Origin of the sequence: Candidatus Nanopelagicus hibericus (assembly GCF_002288005.1) — a bacterium.
In the GTDB taxonomy this organism is placed as follows: domain Bacteria; phylum Actinomycetota; class Actinomycetes; order Nanopelagicales; family Nanopelagicaceae; genus Nanopelagicus; species Nanopelagicus hibericus.
Genome location: NZ_CP016771.1, coordinates 612258 through 627799, shown reverse-complemented (window position 1 = coordinate 627799; position 15542 = coordinate 612258). Strand labels below are relative to the sequence as shown.

Sequence of the window (15542 nt, the reverse complement as noted above, 5' to 3'; positions counted from 1 at the left end):
TTATCTGCCGCGCAATCTTCTGGCAATTATGCTTTGATCACCCTTAGCTTCAAGATCTGCAATAATAATCGAAAGAGATTCCCTAACAATTCTGCCTCGATCAACCGCTAATCCAAGATCACCTCTTAGTGCCAGCCGAGCTTGATCTAAATCATAAAGTTCATCAGGGGAGAGATAGACAGTTATTTTTTCATCATGTTTTTCTCGGCCACTGGGTGCGCGATCAAATGCATTTGTACGCCGACGGGGAGTTTGACGGACTGTGTTTTTTCCCTTGCCAACTGGAGCTGGCGCCTGTGCTATCTCTTCACTGTTCTCACGTTGAGATGGCACCGCACTTAATGTTGCAGTATTTCGGAACAATTCATCTGCTCCTGGCAAACTCACTCGGCGACTCATTTAGCTCCTCCTCTTGCGATTAACTCTCTGGCTAGACGACGATAAGAGTTAGAACCAGAAGAGCTGCTGGCATATGCCGTCACCGGTACGCCAGCGACAGTCGATTCTGAAAATCGCACGGTGCGAGAAATGATGGTGTCAAAGACTTCATCTGGAAACTCTTTATCAATTAATTCCAATACCTCACGAGAGTGGCTAGTTTTACGCTCAAACATGGTGGCTAAGATGCCCAGAATCTCTAATTCGGGATTGGTATTTTCTTTAATTTTTTGAATGGTTTTCTTAACCAAGGACAAACCAAGGACCGCAAAGTACTCACACTCCATTGGAATTATCACACCATTTGAGGCGGTAAGAGCGTTCACCGTTAATGTGCCAAGTGATGGGGAGCAATCAATAAGCACCACATCATATTTATCTAAAACTGGTGCAAGCAATTTACGCAACTTATGCTCTTTTGCAATCTCAGAGACAAAGGCTGCTTCAGCTGCTGCCAGATCCTCATGCCCGCGAATGAAATCAAGACCTGGAACTGAGGATTTAAGAATGAAATCTTCCAACTTCGCTTCAGAATCATTTAGCAAGTACCAAATAGATCCATACTGCTCACGCAGTGCAGCACCTTTAATACCCAGTCCTGTTGTCATAGAAGCTTGAGAATCAAAATCGATCAGTAGAACTCGGCGACCAACTTCAGCCAGCGCAGCTCCTAAGTTTATAGCAGTAGTCGTTTTACCAACTCCGCCTTTTTGATTTACAACTGAAATAACTCTGGCATTTCCGGCCTCTGGAGTTTTGCTGGGTTCTGCAAAATTCATTAATTTCTTGCCCAACACATCAGCGGTTGTTGCCAGGCTCTCCTCTTTTGGAGTTGCCACTTTGTAAGTCGACTTAGCGTTTAACCGAGAAGTCTTTCTAGCGTTTTTTCCCATGCCGCCAACCTACGGTGGGGCATTAGCAAAGGCAAGGATGTGTGAAGTATCTTGTGCGCATGTCGCAGGAAAATTTAGGCACCGCCCAAACCACCCCCGCCTCGATAACTGATGGCCGGGTTGCGGGCTTCTCACTGCATTTGACCAATTTTGATGGTCCCTTTGACCTTTTGCTGCAGCTTATTTCTAAACACAAAATGGATATTACTGAGGTGGCGTTGGGGGCGGTTACCGATGAATTTATTGCTTATATAAAACAGCTAGAAAACGCTGAATTAGGCTGGGATTTAGATAAAACCACTGAGTTTTTAGTTGTGGCCGCAACCTTGTTGGATTTGAAAGCGGCCAAATTGCTGCCTTCAGGCCAAGTTGATGATGAAGCGGATCTAGCGTTACTTGAGGCGAGGGATCTGCTCTTTGCTAGATTGTTGCAGTATCGCGCCTTCAAAGAGATCGCCGCAATTTTCACCGATCGGATTGACCGGGAGGAGAAATCCTTCGCCAGGTTGGTAGCGCTAGAGCCTCACCTGGCTCAGCTTTTGCCTGAGGTATTAATTGGGGTAGGTGCTCAACGTTTTGCAGCGATTGCTAACCGAGTTCTCACCCCTAAAAACTCGCCAATTTTTAGCATAGATCATCTTCATCAGCCTACGGTCAGCGTCGCCGAGCAAGCTACGAAGATGGTTGAGCAGTTGCGTAGATCTGGTCGGATGACCTTTCGTGGTTTAACCGCAGATGCTGAGAACACATTGGTGGTTATTGCGAGGTTTTTAGCCCTGTTGGAGCTTTATAAGGAAGGGGTAATCAGGTTTGAGCAGATGGTTTCCCTCGGTGAATTGCAGATAACCTGGGTTGGAACCGCTCATGGTGAGGTTAGAGTCAGTGATGAGTTTGATTTAACCGTACAAAACATTGATGAGGCCGATAATGTCTGAAGTTGAACTTCATCGTTGCTTAGAAGCGATTTTAATGGTGGTCGATGAGCCAGTTTCTGAGGTGGTGTTGGCCCAAATCATTGAAGCGCCAACTGAGGAGATCACAACAGCCCTGTTATCTCTTTCAGCCAAGTACGTCACTGAGCAACGAGGCTTTGAACTGCGCCAAGTATCTGGCGGCTGGCGGTATTACAGCCATCCTGAGATGGCGCCTCTAGTTGAAAAGTTTGTTTTAGATGGTCAGCAGGCGAAATTGACCCAAGCTGCACTTGAAACCTTAGCTGTTATCGCGTATCGCCAACCAGTTTCAAGAGCTCGGGTATCGGCAATCCGCGGAGTAAATGTGGAGGCGGTTATGAAGACCTTAGTTAACCGCGGTTTGGTGGAGGAAGCGGGGGTTGAGGGTGAATCTGGAGCGATTTTGTATAAAACAACCTCTTTTTTCCTAGAGAAATTAGGATTGAATTCAATTGCAGATCTACCGGCTCTCGCTCCATTTCTGCCTGATATAGACGGTCTAGATGATCTACTTTCAACCTTAACTGATTAAATTTTGGTGTCATAAACCAACATTTGCGCGGTAAACTAACGCGTGGGATTGATCCGCTTAAACAAAATTATTGCCGATGCTGGCATTGCCAGTCGTAGAGCTGCAGACCAATTGATACTAGATGGCCGGGTAAGTGTGGACGGCAATGTCGTGATTGAGCTTGGTGGAAAGTATGATCCGGAAATTAGTAACATTAAAGTTGATGGTGAAAGTTTAAGAGTTAATAAGTCTAAAACTTATCTTGCGTTTCATAAACCAGTGGGCGTAATTTCAACCATGTCAGATCCAGAAGGTCGCAGCAATCTAGGGGATTACTTCACTGACCGTAAAGATCGTTTATTCCATGTTGGCCGTCTTGACAAGGATTCTGAAGGATTAATACTGCTTACCAATGATGGCGAGCTAGCCCACCGAGCTACCCATCCCTCATATGGGATCGAGAAGAAGTACCTGGTTGAAATCGAAGGGGAGTTTGGCAAGGCGATCGCAGATCAAATGTTGCAGGGGGTCAAACTTGAGGATGGTTTGGCCAGGGCTTTGAAAGTTATCTTGGTTAGATCGGTGAGCAAGAACCACCATTGGATTGAGATAATCATCCATGAAGGCCGATATCACATCATCAGACGACTTATTGAAAGCCTGGGGCTTAAAGTACTAAGGTTGATCCGAATCGATTTTGGCCCAATCACTTTAGGAGATATGAAGGCCGGACGCCATCGAGTATTAAACTCTCAAGAATTAATAAATTTACAAAACCTTTTAAAGTTAAATAATTAAAACGATATTAATGAAAAGGTTTAATCTATATACCGATAATCAGGGATGGGCTCTATTGCGGTTTTATCGACAAAATTACGCTAATATTACTATCTATATATCGATAAATCTGCTTTAAGGTAATGAACAAAATGCCGTTTTCTCGACAAAAGGTTAATTGAGATATTAATTTCTTAATTTAACGATATCTTTATAAATTGATTAAACCTTAATCATGGTGAGCAATCCACTCGCTACTATTGCTAGATGCGCATGCGAGGAATTAGGGGAGCGGTCCAGCTCGAGCAGGACTCAGCTGAAGTTATGGTCCAAGCGGTCAGTGACCTATTGGCTCAGATGCTCACAGCCAATGGGATTCAAACTGAAGATCTGGTCTCTATTATTTTAACCAGCACGCCAGATCTCACTTCTGAGTTCCCAGCTGTAGCAGCTCGAAAAATTGGCCTAGGTAGTGTGCCGCTTCTTTGTTCAGTTGAAATAAATGTTTCTGGAGCGCTACCTCGGGTAGTACGGGTGCTTATTCACGCCCACATGGAAAAGGAATTAGCCGATATAAAGCATATATATCTTGGTGGCGCAGCAGTACTGCGCAAAGACCTAGCCCAGTAAATTGCATGATTAGCTCAGTACGCATAGTTGGCTCCGGTCTCATCGGAACCTCAATTGGTCTATGTCTGAAATCTGCCGGCGTAGCAGTGGAAATGGTTGATACAAATGCCGACAACGCCAATTTGGCCCAAGATCTAGTCAAAAGCACACAGGTGACACAGCCAGATTTAATAATTGTTGCGGTGCCAATTAGTGCAAATCAAGATACGGTGATTAAACAATTAAATGCCAATCCAAACTCTATTGTGTGTGATTTAGCTAGCGTAAAGTCTGATCTTCTACTTAAGGTTAAAGAATTATCAGATAACCCTGCTAATTTCATTTCAATGCATCCTATGTCAGGTCGCGAAATAGGTGGAGCGGAGAATGCCCGAGCAGATTTATTTGATGGCAGAGCCTGGATTGCTGTCGCTGATGATCTTAGTAGCGATTTGGCAAAGGATAGAGGTGCTGAGTTAGTTCATATATGTGGATCAACTATTTATTGGATGTCAGCAATTGAACACGATCAAATAGTCGCCAAAATATCCCATCTGCCACAAATCTTAAGTACTTTACTAGCAGGCCAAATGGTGGATACTGCCAGTGAATCCCTTAATTTGTCTGGTCAAGGATTGCGGGATTTAACTCGGCTAGCAAGTAGTGATCCAAAATTATGGAGTCAAATTTTATACTCCAATAAAAAAGTAGTTTCACCACTACTTGAACAATTAATTGGTGAGCTGCAAAACTTAAAAACCGCCCTAGCAAAGGGTGAGAGCGCAATCTTTGAGATTATGGAAAAGGGTGTGCGAGGAAAGGCGAGAATTCCAGGTAAACATGGCGCAAAAGAGCGAGATTATTCCTATCTGCCAATCGTAATTGATGATCGCCCAGGTGAATTGGCAAAAATATTTAATGAATGTAGCAAGATTTCGGTCAATATTGAGGATCTAAGTATTGAGCACTCTCCGGGTCAACAGACCGGATTAATTACATTAGCCCTTTCAGATAGTGATTGTTTAAAGCTTTCAGAGCACCTGGAAAAAGTTGGTTTTAAGGTACATCCGATGAAAAATCGATAAAGATCTATAAGTACTAAAGATAGACTTGCCGGTATGTCTGCGCTGGTACTGGCAATTGATGGCCCAAGTGGTTCCGGAAAATCTTCGACCGCTAAAGCAATAGCACTTCGGGCAAATTGGAGTTATTTAGATACAGGCGCGCTTTACCGAGCTGTTACTTATCTGGCATTAAAAAATAAGGTTGATGACGAGGAATCAGTAATTGAATTTCTAAAAAATTCGCTAATTACATTTGATACAGATCCGGCTGATCCAAAAGTTTATCTTGACGGAGTTGATATTTCATCCGAAATTCGGCTACAGCGAATTAATGATCAGGTAAGTGCAATAAGCGCTATGGCATCAGTTCGAAATATTTTGCTTGATCTACAGCGCCAGTACATATCTGATGCACCCATCGGAATCGTGGTTGAAGGTCGCGATATCGGTACGGTGGTCGCACCTGCTGCTCAACTGAAAATATATTTGCATGCAGATATCACCGAACGAACTAAGCGACGAGAGGGTGAATCAAACGAAAGTATAGGAGCGCAAAAAATAGGAGAATCTCTGGCAAATCGAGATCAAATTGATTCATCAAGAGCTATTTCACCACTCACGCAAGCTGCCGATGCTGCGGTGATCGACTCCACCCGACTGACACTGCAGGAGGTTACAGATCAGATTTGGAAATGGTTGAAGCAGCGAAATTTACTGGGCTTGCCAACCGTTGCAGTAATTGGTCGTCCCAATGTAGGCAAATCCACCCTGGTAAATCGAATGATTGGCAGGCGAGAGGCAATAGTTGAAGATACTCCTGGCGTTACCAGGGATCGCGTGAAGTATGAAGCAGAGTGGAATGGCCGAAGATTTTTTCTAATTGACACTGGTGGCTGGGAGGTAAAACCAACTGGAATCTCTGAAAAAATAACTGCAGGTGCTGAAGCTGCGATTGCTGAGGCGGATTTAATTATGTTTGTAGTTGATGCCCAGGTGGGTGCATTAGATGAGGATGCATCACTTGTTGACTTGCTAAGGAAAAGTGGCAAAAAAGTCATTTTAGTTGCCAACAAAATCGACAACGCTGAGGACGAAGCTGAAGGTTATGAGTTATGGAACTTGGGACTAGGTGAGCCTAGATTTGTATCAGCACTGCATGGCCGCGGAAGTGGAGATCTATTAGATCTTTTGACTGGTGCGTTGCCGGAGGTTGGCACATCTCAAGTTGATGACGGTTATCGAAGAGTTGCATTAGTTGGCCGTCCAAATGTTGGAAAATCTAGTTTGTTAAATGCACTAGCAGGTTCACCAAGAGTTTTGGTAGATGATGTCGAAGGAACTACTAGGGACGCCGTTGATGAGTTGATTGATTTCGGCGGATCAACTTGGCGGTTTATCGACACTGCTGGAATCAGAAGGCGTGCACATCAAGCAAGTGGAACTGATTATTATGCTTCACTTCGTACTGCAATAGCACTTGATAGAGCTGAAGTTGCCTTGGTAATTTTTGATGCATCCCAAATACTTACCGAACAAGATATTCGAATCGTCAGCATGGCAGATGAAGCGGGTAAGGCCTTAGTTATAGTGATGAATAAATGGGATCTAGTTGACGAGGAGCGACAACTGGTGCTTGATCGGGAGATTGACCGGCAGCTGGAGCGATACCCGTGGGCGCAACGGGTGAATCTTTCGGCCAAAACTGGTTGGCATCGAGATCGGCTAGCACCAGCACTTCGAACAGCGTTAACTAATTGGGAGAAAAGAATTCCAACCGCAAAATTAAATGCATTTTTGGGGGAGTTGGTTGCCGCAAATCCACCTCCAGTTAGATCTGGTAAGCAGCCTAAGATTAAGTTTGCTACCCAGGCTGGAACCTGTCCGCCTAAATTTGTGGTCTTTGCCACCGGTTTCTTAGAAACCGCATATCGCAGATTTATTGAACGCCGGTTGCGAGAGGATTTTGGCTTTGAAGGCACACCAATTGAGGTGGCGGTAAAATTGAAGGAACGTGATGATGCTTAACATTCCAAATGCCCTCACCTTGATCCGGGCGCTAGGGGTACCGCTATTTCTTTATCTTTTCCTGATTGCAGATCAGCCGGTAGCAAGCTTTGTGGTACTTGCATTAGGCGGAATTACAGATTATTTGGATGGAAAAATTGCCAGAGCGCTGAATCAAACCTCAGATTTTGGAGCCAAGTTTGATCCAACTGTGGATCGATTATATATAGCTGCGGTAATAATCGCCTTTGCAACCAAGGAACTTCTGCCCTGGCCATTGGTAGCAGCGATTATCGCCCGTGATCTAATTCTCTTCCTAGAAATTATTTATCAAAAGTTTCGAGGGATCCCCTTTCTTGAAGTTAGTTTTTTGGGCAAAGCTGCCACTTTCAACCTGCTCTATGCCTTCCCATTCCTATTATTGGAGGAGGTGGCGGTGATTGGGGTTTGGTGTTTTGCTGCTGGCTGGTCCTTTGCTATCTGGGGGATCACCCTGTACTTTTACACAGGTATTCAATACCTAGCAAAGGGTTTACGGAAACCAAAGATTTTATGAGAAGCATTCAAGTTAGATATGAGGGGTAATGTCACAGGTTCCAGAGAATCTTAGATATACAAAAGAGCATGAGTGGATATCAGAACTTTCACCAACTAGATTTAGAATTGGTATCACTGACTACGCTCAATCAGCTTTAGGAGATATTGTTTATATTCAGTTGCCTAAACAGGGAGCTGATATAAAAGCTAATTCTGTTTGTGGAGAGGTGGAGTCCACTAAATCGGTTTCGGAGATTTACGCACCGATATCAGGCAAAGTAGTACTTATTAATAGTGACTTGGATTCAAAGCCAGAGATGATCAATTCAGATCCCTATGGTCAGGGTTGGATAGCAGAGATTGAAATTTCAACCTCGAAATTAGAAGAATCGCTACTTTCAGCGCAGGAGTATCAACAACTTACCGCTTGACCGCTACTTGGCTAGGCAATACTGTGAGCCTCTAGTTGATAGTGAAGAGGGGGAATCTATGGCTGATAAGGCAACACCGCCAAATGATTTGACCTCCACCTTAAATCTTCGTCAATTACGCTCCATTCCGCAAGCAGCTGGATCTGATGAAATCTATAAATCTCTGAGCGTTGAGCAACAAAATGTGGTTAATAACCTGCCAAAAGGTCAAGGAATTTTGTTGATTCTCAAAGGTGCTGGAATAGGTGGCAGATACCTATTAGATACAGCGCAAACCAAAGTTGGCCGAGATATGAGTAATCAAATTGTTTTAGATGACATCACCGTATCTAGATCCCACGCATTGATAACAAAGGATGAGGGATATCGTCTTAAAGATTTGGGTAGTTTAAATGGCAGCTATATAAATGCGGTGGCGGTTAAAGAGAGTGCAATAAAAGCAGGAGATGAAGTGCAAATTGGTAAATACCATCTAACTCTATTTATAGGGGATAAGTAATGAATGTTCCAGCAAGAGCGTATTTGAGTATAGGCGAGGTACTCTCCAGGCTTCGCACCGAGTTTTCAGATATCACAATATCTAAAATAAGGTTTTTAGAGTCTGAAGGATTAATTGAGCCACAACGAACACCAAGTGGATATCGAAAATTCACCACATCTGATTTAGACCGCTTGCGTTTTGTCCTTCTATCACAGCGAGATCAATACCTGCCTTTAAAAGTGATTAAGGAAAATTTGGATGCAATGGACCGCGGATTAGCACCAGCAAAAGTTGTAGGTGGAGTAGCTTCACCACGACTTGCCAGCAAGGATGGCGCTCTGACTGCTGATCAATTTGGCGGTGATAATGATTTAAGGTTGACTAGAAACGAGTTGCTATCTGCAGCTAATTTAAGTGATGATCAATTGACTGAGATTGAATCTTATGGATTGGTAGCGATCAGGGGCAGGCATTACGACTCCGATGCTTTGGCAGTTGCCAAAGCGGTGGCTGAGATATCAGCTTTTGGAATCGGCGCCAGACATCTTCGAGCTTTTAAAACTGCTGCAGATCGAGAGATTGGTTTAGTGGAACAAGTAACAACTCCACTGTTGCGCCAAAAGGGAGCGGATGCAAAAGCAAGAGCTGAAGAGGTTGAGCGAGAGTTAGCATCACTTTCTATTCGCCTACACGCATCCTTAGTCCGCGCCGGTTTGCATCGCGCAAAATAATATTTTAAATGAGCGATTACCATCCAGTTGAGGTAATGGGAGTAAGGGTAGAGATGCCCTCAAACCAACCTATAGTTTTATTGAAAGAGTTAGATGGTCTTCGCTATCTTCCAATTTGGCTTGGCGCAGTTGAAGCTACCGCCATTGCCTTCGCCCAGCAAGAGGTTAAACCGCCAAGGCCTTTAACTCATGATCTTTTTAAGGATGTGTTGTCTGAATTAGGGGCCAAACTCAATACCGTCTATTTGACTGAACTTAAAGATGGAATTTTCTATGCCCAACTCAATTTTGAAGATGGTCCAACCATCTCTGCCAGACCTAGTGATGCCATCGCTTTAGCACTCCGTACTGGATCTCCCATCCTCGCCAGTGAGCAACTGCTATCTGAGGCTGGTATTGAGATTCCAGACCAAGCCGAAGATGAGGTTGAGCGGTTCAAAGAGTTCTTAGATCAGATAAAACCAGAAGATTTTCTAGGTTAAGTCCAACCCTAAACCTTGGGTTGATAAATCCGTGTCGTTGAGGGGCTAGGCAGGCAGCCTCTTCTACAATTAGCACTTCCCCATAGAATTGAGCACTTATGAACACCTCAGCAGAGATTGGCTATCGCGGTGCAACCGCCTGTGTGGCGGCAGGAATTTCATATCGCCAACTTGATTATTGGGCTCGTACTGAATTGGTAGTTCCAGGTGTTCGAGGAGCAGCTGGCTCTGGATCCCAACGACTTTATAGTTTTCGAGATATTTTGGTATTAAAAATCGTCAAGCGGTTACTTGATACTGGAGTATCCCTACAAAATATTAGAAGTGCGGTGGAGCACCTGCGTGCCCGCGGGGTGGAAGATCTGGAATCGATCACTTTGATGAGTGATGGTGCCTCAATTTATGAGTGCACAAGTCCAGATGAGATTGTTGACCTTTTACAAGGTGGTCAGGGTGTTTTTGGTATTGCAATCGGAAAAGTTTGGAGTGAGGTCGAAGGATCCCTATCCACGCTACAGGGTGAGAGCCTAAGTGATGGTTCCCTCGTAGTAAGTGGTCAATCTAACGATGAGTTAGCCCAACGTAGAAAGCTTAAGGGCGCTTAAACCTACTAAAATCTCACACCACTAATGGATTGCATGGGGGAGTGATGAGTCACCGATCTGATTTTACCGATCGACATATTGGTCCAAACCAATATCAGATTCAAACCATGCTGCTTGAATTAGGATTCAAAGATTTAGATTCCTTTATTAAGTCAGTTGTTCCCAACAATATTCATATTAAAGGTGAGATCGAAAAAGCTATTCCTAGCGCGATCTCAGAAACCGCTGCCCTGGCAGAAATATCTGAGATAGCCAAAAAGAATTCCATCAAGAAAAACTTCATTGGCAGCGGTTACTATGGAACTATCACCCCAGCAGTAATTTTAAGAAATGTCTTGGAAAATCCCGGCTGGTACACCGCTTACACACCATATCAACCAGAGATAGCTCAAGGTCGGTTGGAGGCGATATTTGCATTTCAAACAGCGGTCACAGATTTAACTGGATTAGATATCGCTAACGCATCCATGTTGGATGAAGCAACTGCAACCGCTGAAGCGATGACATTAGCAAGACGTGTTTGGCAAGGCTCTGATGAAGCTGCTTTTGTGATTGATACCAATCTTCATCCGCATGTAAAAGCGGTGGTTCATACTCGAGCCAAACCATTGAAAATCAAGGTGATAGAAATTGATTTCAGCAGTACTGATTTTGCAGGTGATATTTTTGCAGCGGTGATTGCCTATCCCAACTCCACTGGTGAAGTTAAAGATATAAGCAAAATTATCGCCAGCGTTCAATCCAAATCAGCGCTGGTGATTGTTAATTGCGATTTATTAGCACTGACTTTATTTAAAACTCCTGGTGAATATGGCGCAGATATTGCAGTTGGCTCCGCACAAAGATTTGGTGTTCCAGTTGGATATGGTGGACCACATGCTGGATTTCTAGCTGTGCGCACTGGATTAGAGAGATCACTACCAGGGAGACTGGTGGGCCAATCAGTTGATACCCACGGGAATCTTGCGTTTAGATTAGCGTTACAAACTCGTGAACAACATATAAGACGAGATAAAGCCACATCAAATATCTGTACCGCACAAGTTTTGTTGGCGGTGATTGCAGCGTTTTACACCATGTGGCACGGGCCGCAAGGATTGAAAGCGATAGCAAGTAGGGTTCAAGGCTTTGCCTACAATTTCAGGGGAGCACTTAGATCAAGCGGATTTGATGTAGCTAATTATGAAATATTTGATACAGTGCTAATTAACACCGAAAAAGCGAGACAAATTTTTGATAAGGCTGCTCAATCTGGTTTTAATATCAGACTAGTTTCCAACAACTCGCTATCTGTTAGTTTTGATGAACAAAGTACTGAAAATGATTTATCCCAGCTTTTGACAATATTTGGCTCGAAACTGGATTCAAGCGAGATACCGGCATCTAATCTTGCTCGGAAAACAGATTTCTTATCCCATCCAATCTTTAATACATATCACTCTGAAACTGCGATGCTGAGGCACATTAGAACACTTTCAGACCGTGATTTAGCGTTAGATCGAACGATGATTCCACTTGGCTCCTGCACCATGAAATTAAATGCCACTTCAGAGATGATTCCGATAACTTGGCCAGAGTTTAATTCAATTCATCCTTTTGGACCGGCGGATCAAGCAGCTGGATACACGCAACTAATCAAGTTACTCAGTGATTGGTTGATATCGATAACTGGATATGACGCAGTTTCGCTGCAACCTAATGCTGGATCTCAAGGTGAGTTTGCTGGTTTGTTAGCAATTCGAAACTATCTTGATAGCAAGGGGGAGAGTGCACGAGATATCTGCTTAATCCCATCTAGTGCTCATGGAACAAATGCGGCAAGTGCGGTTATGGCAGGAATGAAAGTCATTGTTATCGCCTGCGATGAAAACGGGAATGTAAGTTTAGAAGATTTAAAATTAAAGATTACGCAGTACCGATCCACCTTGGCAGCTTTGATGGTCACCTATCCATCCACTCATGGCGTATTTGAATCAGCAATTTCCCAGATATGCGAGATGATCCACGAGGCAGGTGGTCAGGTTTATGTCGATGGCGCCAATCTAAATGCTTTAGTGGGCGTGGCCAAACCTGGAAAATTTGGCGCAGATGTCTCACACTTAAATTTGCATAAAACATTTTGTATTCCTCATGGTGGCGGGGGACCAGGTGTTGGACCGGTTATTGCTCGGAAACACTTAGCGCCCTTTTTACCAAATCATCCAGCAAACTCATCGGCTGGTCCTACAACTGGGCCTGGGCCAGTATCTGGAGCGCCCTTTGGTTCAGCTTCGATTCTGCCAATATCCTGGATGTATATCCGGATGATGGGTGGTGCTGGGTTAACCAAGGCAACTGAGGTAGCGATTTTGTCGGCAAATTACATCGCTAAGAAGATTGAGAGATTATTTCCAGTTTTATACAAAGGACAAAATGGCTTTATCGCCCATGAATGTATTATCGATATTCGAGAATTAACTAAAAATACTGGTGTAACGGTAGATGATATTGCGAAGAGATTAATGGATCATGGTTTTCATTCACCAACTGTTAGTTTCCCAGTTGCTGGCACAATGATGATTGAACCAACTGAATCAGAGGATGTAAGGGAGTTAGATAGATTTTTATCCGCAATGGAGAGCATTAGAGCTGAAATTGCTGAGGTTGAGGCAAAACAGGTCAGTATTGAAGATTCACCGCTGCGCCATGCACCTCACACAATTGGTGATTTGGTTCGAAATGATTGGGATCGTAAGTACTCAAGACTAATTGGTGCCTTTCCAAATGGTGAAAGTTTTGGCATGGGAAGGGGTGGTAAATACTTGCCTACTGTAGGAAGAATCGATGGAGTATATGGTGATCGTAATTTGGTGTGCAGCTGTCTACCGATCGAGGAGTTGGCTTCTAACTAGATCTTCTTTACTTTACATAATGTAGATTATCGGCGTTTAATCAACCTACGCAAGCCCCAGATTGTCACCATAAACCACGCCTCCCAAACAATCGCCATACTCATCTTCGAGTATCCATTCTCTCGTTCAACAAAGGTGATTGGCACCTGCTTGATCTGAAATCCATTACTAATAGCTTTTAATGCCATCTCAATTTGAAATCCATAGCCGCGAGTTTCAATCGAGGTGAAATCAATCTTCTCTAACAATTGCCTTGGCAGTACTCGAAACCCTGAGGTTAAATCTTTATATGGCAGGTTGAGTGCAAATGATGCGTACCTAGTGCCTAACTTTGATATCCAACGTCGTTTTTTTGGCCAATTAACGACAGATCCGCCAGGCATCCACCTGGTGCCAATCACCAAACTGTTAGCCGTGGCAGCCTTTAGTAGATCCACTAACTGCTCTGGTTGGTGACTTAAATCCGCGTCCATCTCCACAAAGTATTGATAATCTAAGTTTAAACCCTGCTTAAATCCGGCTAAGTAGGCAGGACCCAAACCAGATTTATCAGAACGATTTAATACTGAAAAATTAGATAGGTTCATTGAAGTAGCTATCTGGGCAGTTTTATCCGGTGAGCTGTCATCAACTAGCAAAATATCAATCGAGAACATTTCTGATACCACTTTGCGGGCGGCATCAAGCCTAGATAAAAGGGATTGAATACTCTCAGATTCGTTGTAGGTTGGTATAACTACCAAAACTGAAATCAACTTCTCCCCCTTCTACGCATTAATAGCAGAGTTAAGAGCCAAATAATAGCAATCATTTCAATATACATTCCGTACTTTTGGGCATAAGTTAAGCCTTTAGCTTTTTCAATCTGGCCAAATAGTGTTGCAGGTTCAAATTTTTCAACTTGGGATATGAACTCGCCTTTAGGGCCAATAAAGCTAGTTACACCTGTTGTCGATACATATGGAATATACCGGGAGGTTTCTGCCGCTCGAACACGTGCAATGTTTACTTGCTGATCTAATTGCGGTGTATCTCCAAAGGTTGCATTATTAGTTTGAATGACAAGAAAATCATGTTCTACCTTACGTATTAAAGAGTCATCAATTAACTCGTAGCAAATTAAGGTTTGAAATTTACTACTTTGAATATTGAGGATTGTATCGGAGGTACCTGCAGAAATGTCACTAACCTGCGAAGTATACTTTGAAACCTTCTCCGCAATTGATCTTAGAGGGATGTACTCACCAAAAGGAGTTAAATAACGTTTAGTGTAAATCTGCTTTAATTGTGGGTCGAACAAAAAAGCCTGATTTAGCTTTCCTTCATTATTTTTTTGAACACCAGATATCAACAGTGGCGTGTTAGTTTGACGCGAAAAATCAATTACCTTTTTCAGCACATCAGAATTTCTACCGATATCCACATCCACTGAGTTCTCCGGCCAGATAATCAAATCCACGCTATTTAGCTCAATACTATTTATTGATTGATCAAGATGCCTGTTAAATAACTCTTTTGCTATTGCGTTGAAATCAAGCCCTAGATTAACCACTCCCCCTTGCACAAGAGCAATCTTCACTGGTTGATTAAAAGAAACTGTGGGGGGGATTATTAGAGATACGGGTAGCACGAGTATCAAGAGAAGGAAGGAAATGAGAGATCGAGACGCGCTAATTAGACCAATATAAAAGGTCACCAACACCGCTCCACCCAAGGGGTATAAAACTGCAATTGGGGAATCCACCTGAGTGAATCCCACCCTGCTCCAACCAAAACCTGTGAAAGGAATTGTTCGTAAAGCCAGCTCTACTAATACAACTGATAAAGCAAAAACTATTTGGTTATACCGATGATTACGTTTAAAAAATAATGCTGGCAGAATAAAAAAAGTTGCTTGCATGAATCCTAAAATTAACCAAGGAATACTTCCTACGTAAGTACTGGTCCAATGCTGCACTGTTAGCAAAAATGTTAGGCCAAAAAGATAAGCGCTTAACAATCTTTGAGTCAGGTAATTTTTGTTCAGTAACCAAAACAGTCCAGAGAATCCAATTAAGGCAAAAGGCCAAAGTGCTACTGGCTCAAAAGCAAAAGATGTTAATAATCCAAATAGGATCGCAAGTAAGTTGGTCATA

Annotated in this window: 17 protein-coding genes; 13 read left to right on the top strand and 4 right to left on the bottom strand. The window is 43.2% G+C overall.

From position 1 onward, the window contains the following. A complete protein-coding gene (locus tag B1s21160_RS03325; RefSeq protein WP_095672425.1) occupies positions 1-399 on the bottom strand; it encodes a hypothetical protein in 399 nt (132 codons plus the stop codon). Continuing rightward, the gene (locus tag B1s21160_RS03320; RefSeq protein WP_223297916.1) at positions 396-1277 is read right to left on the bottom strand and encodes a ParA family protein; all 882 of its coding nucleotides are present in this window, start codon (positions 1275-1277) and stop codon (positions 396-398) included. Before B1s21160_RS03320 ends, B1s21160_RS03325 begins: the two co-directional genes overlap by 4 nt. 113 nt (positions 1278-1390) lie before the next feature. Here B1s21160_RS03320 and B1s21160_RS03315 point away from each other — a divergent pair, with 113 nt between their 5' ends. From B1s21160_RS03315 to gcvP, 13 genes are all read left to right on the top strand, one after another. Beyond that, positions 1391-2266, top strand: a complete 876-nt coding sequence (locus tag B1s21160_RS03315; RefSeq protein WP_095672423.1) for a segregation and condensation protein A — start codon at positions 1391-1393, stop codon at positions 2264-2266. Continuing rightward, complete coding sequence (gene scpB, locus B1s21160_RS03310; RefSeq protein WP_095672422.1) at positions 2259-2816, top strand: SMC-Scp complex subunit ScpB; 558 nt, start codon at positions 2259-2261, stop codon at positions 2814-2816. The genes B1s21160_RS03315 and scpB overlap by 8 nt, the downstream gene beginning before the upstream one ends. A gap of 42 nt (positions 2817-2858) precedes the next feature. Continuing rightward, entirely contained in the window at positions 2859-3593 is a 735-nt protein-coding gene (locus tag B1s21160_RS03305; RefSeq protein ID WP_095672421.1) for a pseudouridine synthase, read from the top strand. A gap of 246 nt (positions 3594-3839) precedes the next feature. Further along, complete coding sequence (gene aroH / locus B1s21160_RS03300; protein WP_095672420.1) at positions 3840-4202, top strand: chorismate mutase; 363 nt, start codon at positions 3840-3842, stop codon at positions 4200-4202. A 5-nt stretch (positions 4203-4207) separates the two neighbouring features. Continuing rightward, complete coding sequence (locus B1s21160_RS03295) at positions 4208-5266, top strand: prephenate dehydrogenase (RefSeq protein ID WP_095672419.1); 1059 nt, start codon at positions 4208-4210, stop codon at positions 5264-5266. Positions 5267-5299: 33 nt separating this feature from the next. Continuing rightward, the gene (gene der / locus B1s21160_RS03290) at positions 5300-7270 is read left to right on the top strand and encodes a ribosome biogenesis GTPase Der (protein WP_095672418.1); all 1971 of its coding nucleotides are present in this window, start codon (positions 5300-5302) and stop codon (positions 7268-7270) included. After that, the gene (locus tag B1s21160_RS03285; protein ID WP_223297915.1) at positions 7260-7805 is read left to right on the top strand and encodes a CDP-alcohol phosphatidyltransferase family protein; all 546 of its coding nucleotides are present in this window, start codon (positions 7260-7262) and stop codon (positions 7803-7805) included. The genes der and B1s21160_RS03285 overlap by 11 nt, the downstream gene beginning before the upstream one ends. A gap of 28 nt (positions 7806-7833) precedes the next feature. Next, on the top strand, positions 7834-8217 hold the full coding sequence (gcvH, locus tag B1s21160_RS03280) for a glycine cleavage system protein GcvH (RefSeq protein ID WP_095672416.1): 384 nt from the start codon (positions 7834-7836) through the stop codon (positions 8215-8217). Between the two features lie 58 nt (positions 8218-8275). Then, entirely contained in the window at positions 8276-8716 is a 441-nt protein-coding gene (locus B1s21160_RS03275; protein ID WP_095672415.1) for an FHA domain-containing protein, read from the top strand. Then, entirely contained in the window at positions 8716-9429 is a 714-nt protein-coding gene (gene ftsR, locus B1s21160_RS03270) for a transcriptional regulator FtsR (protein ID WP_095672414.1), read from the top strand. The genes B1s21160_RS03275 and ftsR overlap by 1 nt, the downstream gene beginning before the upstream one ends. Positions 9430-9437: 8 nt before the next feature. Continuing rightward, complete coding sequence (locus B1s21160_RS03265; RefSeq protein ID WP_095672413.1) at positions 9438-9911, top strand: bifunctional nuclease family protein; 474 nt, start codon at positions 9438-9440, stop codon at positions 9909-9911. Between the two features lie 98 nt (positions 9912-10009). Beyond that, a complete protein-coding gene (locus B1s21160_RS03260) occupies positions 10010-10516 on the top strand; it encodes a MerR family transcriptional regulator (RefSeq protein ID WP_095672412.1) in 507 nt (168 codons plus the stop codon). Positions 10517-10560: 44 nt separating this feature from the next. Continuing rightward, positions 10561-13407 (top strand): aminomethyl-transferring glycine dehydrogenase, encoded by a 2847-nt coding sequence (gene gcvP / locus B1s21160_RS03255; RefSeq protein ID WP_095672411.1) that lies wholly within the window; start codon positions 10561-10563, stop codon positions 13405-13407. Positions 13408-13433: 26 nt separating this feature from the next. Here the strand turns inward: gcvP and B1s21160_RS03250 are convergent, their stop codons facing one another. Together B1s21160_RS03250 and lnt are read right to left on the bottom strand one after the other, a co-directional pair. After that, positions 13434-14162, bottom strand: a complete 729-nt coding sequence (locus B1s21160_RS03250; RefSeq protein WP_095672410.1) for a polyprenol monophosphomannose synthase — start codon at positions 14160-14162, stop codon at positions 13434-13436. After that, positions 14159-15541: an apolipoprotein N-acyltransferase gene (gene lnt / locus B1s21160_RS03245; protein WP_095672409.1), complete on the bottom strand. Its 1383-nt coding sequence runs from the start codon at positions 15539-15541 to the stop codon at positions 14159-14161. Before lnt ends, B1s21160_RS03250 begins: the two co-directional genes overlap by 4 nt. Position 15542 lies beyond the last annotated feature (1 nt).

Bases quoted from the DNA above. Each gene is read 5' to 3' on its own strand.
- B1s21160_RS03285 (WP_223297915.1), top strand. From the start codon at position 7,260: ATGATGCTTAACATTCCAAATGCCCTCACCTTGATCCGGGCGCTAGGG.
- B1s21160_RS03295 (WP_095672419.1), top strand. From the start codon at position 4,208: ATGATTAGCTCAGTACGCATAGTTGGCTCCGGTCTCATCGGAACCTCA.
- B1s21160_RS03325 (WP_095672425.1), bottom strand. From the start codon at position 399: ATGAGTCGCCGAGTGAGTTTGCCAGGAGCAGATGAATTGTTCCGAAAT.
- B1s21160_RS03315 (WP_095672423.1), top strand. From the start codon at position 1,391: ATGTCGCAGGAAAATTTAGGCACCGCCCAAACCACCCCCGCCTCGATA.
- ftsR (WP_095672414.1), top strand. From the start codon at position 8,716: ATGAATGTTCCAGCAAGAGCGTATTTGAGTATAGGCGAGGTACTCTCC.
- gcvP (WP_095672411.1), top strand. From the start codon at position 10,561: ATGAGTCACCGATCTGATTTTACCGATCGACATATTGGTCCAAACCAA.
- B1s21160_RS03260 (WP_095672412.1), top strand. From the start codon at position 10,010: ATGAACACCTCAGCAGAGATTGGCTATCGCGGTGCAACCGCCTGTGTG.
- B1s21160_RS03265 (WP_095672413.1), top strand. From the start codon at position 9,438: ATGAGCGATTACCATCCAGTTGAGGTAATGGGAGTAAGGGTAGAGATG.
- scpB (WP_095672422.1), top strand. From the start codon at position 2,259: ATGTCTGAAGTTGAACTTCATCGTTGCTTAGAAGCGATTTTAATGGTG.
- B1s21160_RS03275 (WP_095672415.1), top strand. From the start codon at position 8,276: ATGGCTGATAAGGCAACACCGCCAAATGATTTGACCTCCACCTTAAAT.
- der (WP_095672418.1), top strand. From the start codon at position 5,300: ATGTCTGCGCTGGTACTGGCAATTGATGGCCCAAGTGGTTCCGGAAAA.
- lnt (WP_095672409.1), bottom strand. From the start codon at position 15,541: ATGACCAACTTACTTGCGATCCTATTTGGATTATTAACATCTTTTGCT.
- aroH (WP_095672420.1), top strand. From the start codon at position 3,840: ATGCGCATGCGAGGAATTAGGGGAGCGGTCCAGCTCGAGCAGGACTCA.
- gcvH (WP_095672416.1), top strand. From the start codon at position 7,834: ATGTCACAGGTTCCAGAGAATCTTAGATATACAAAAGAGCATGAGTGG.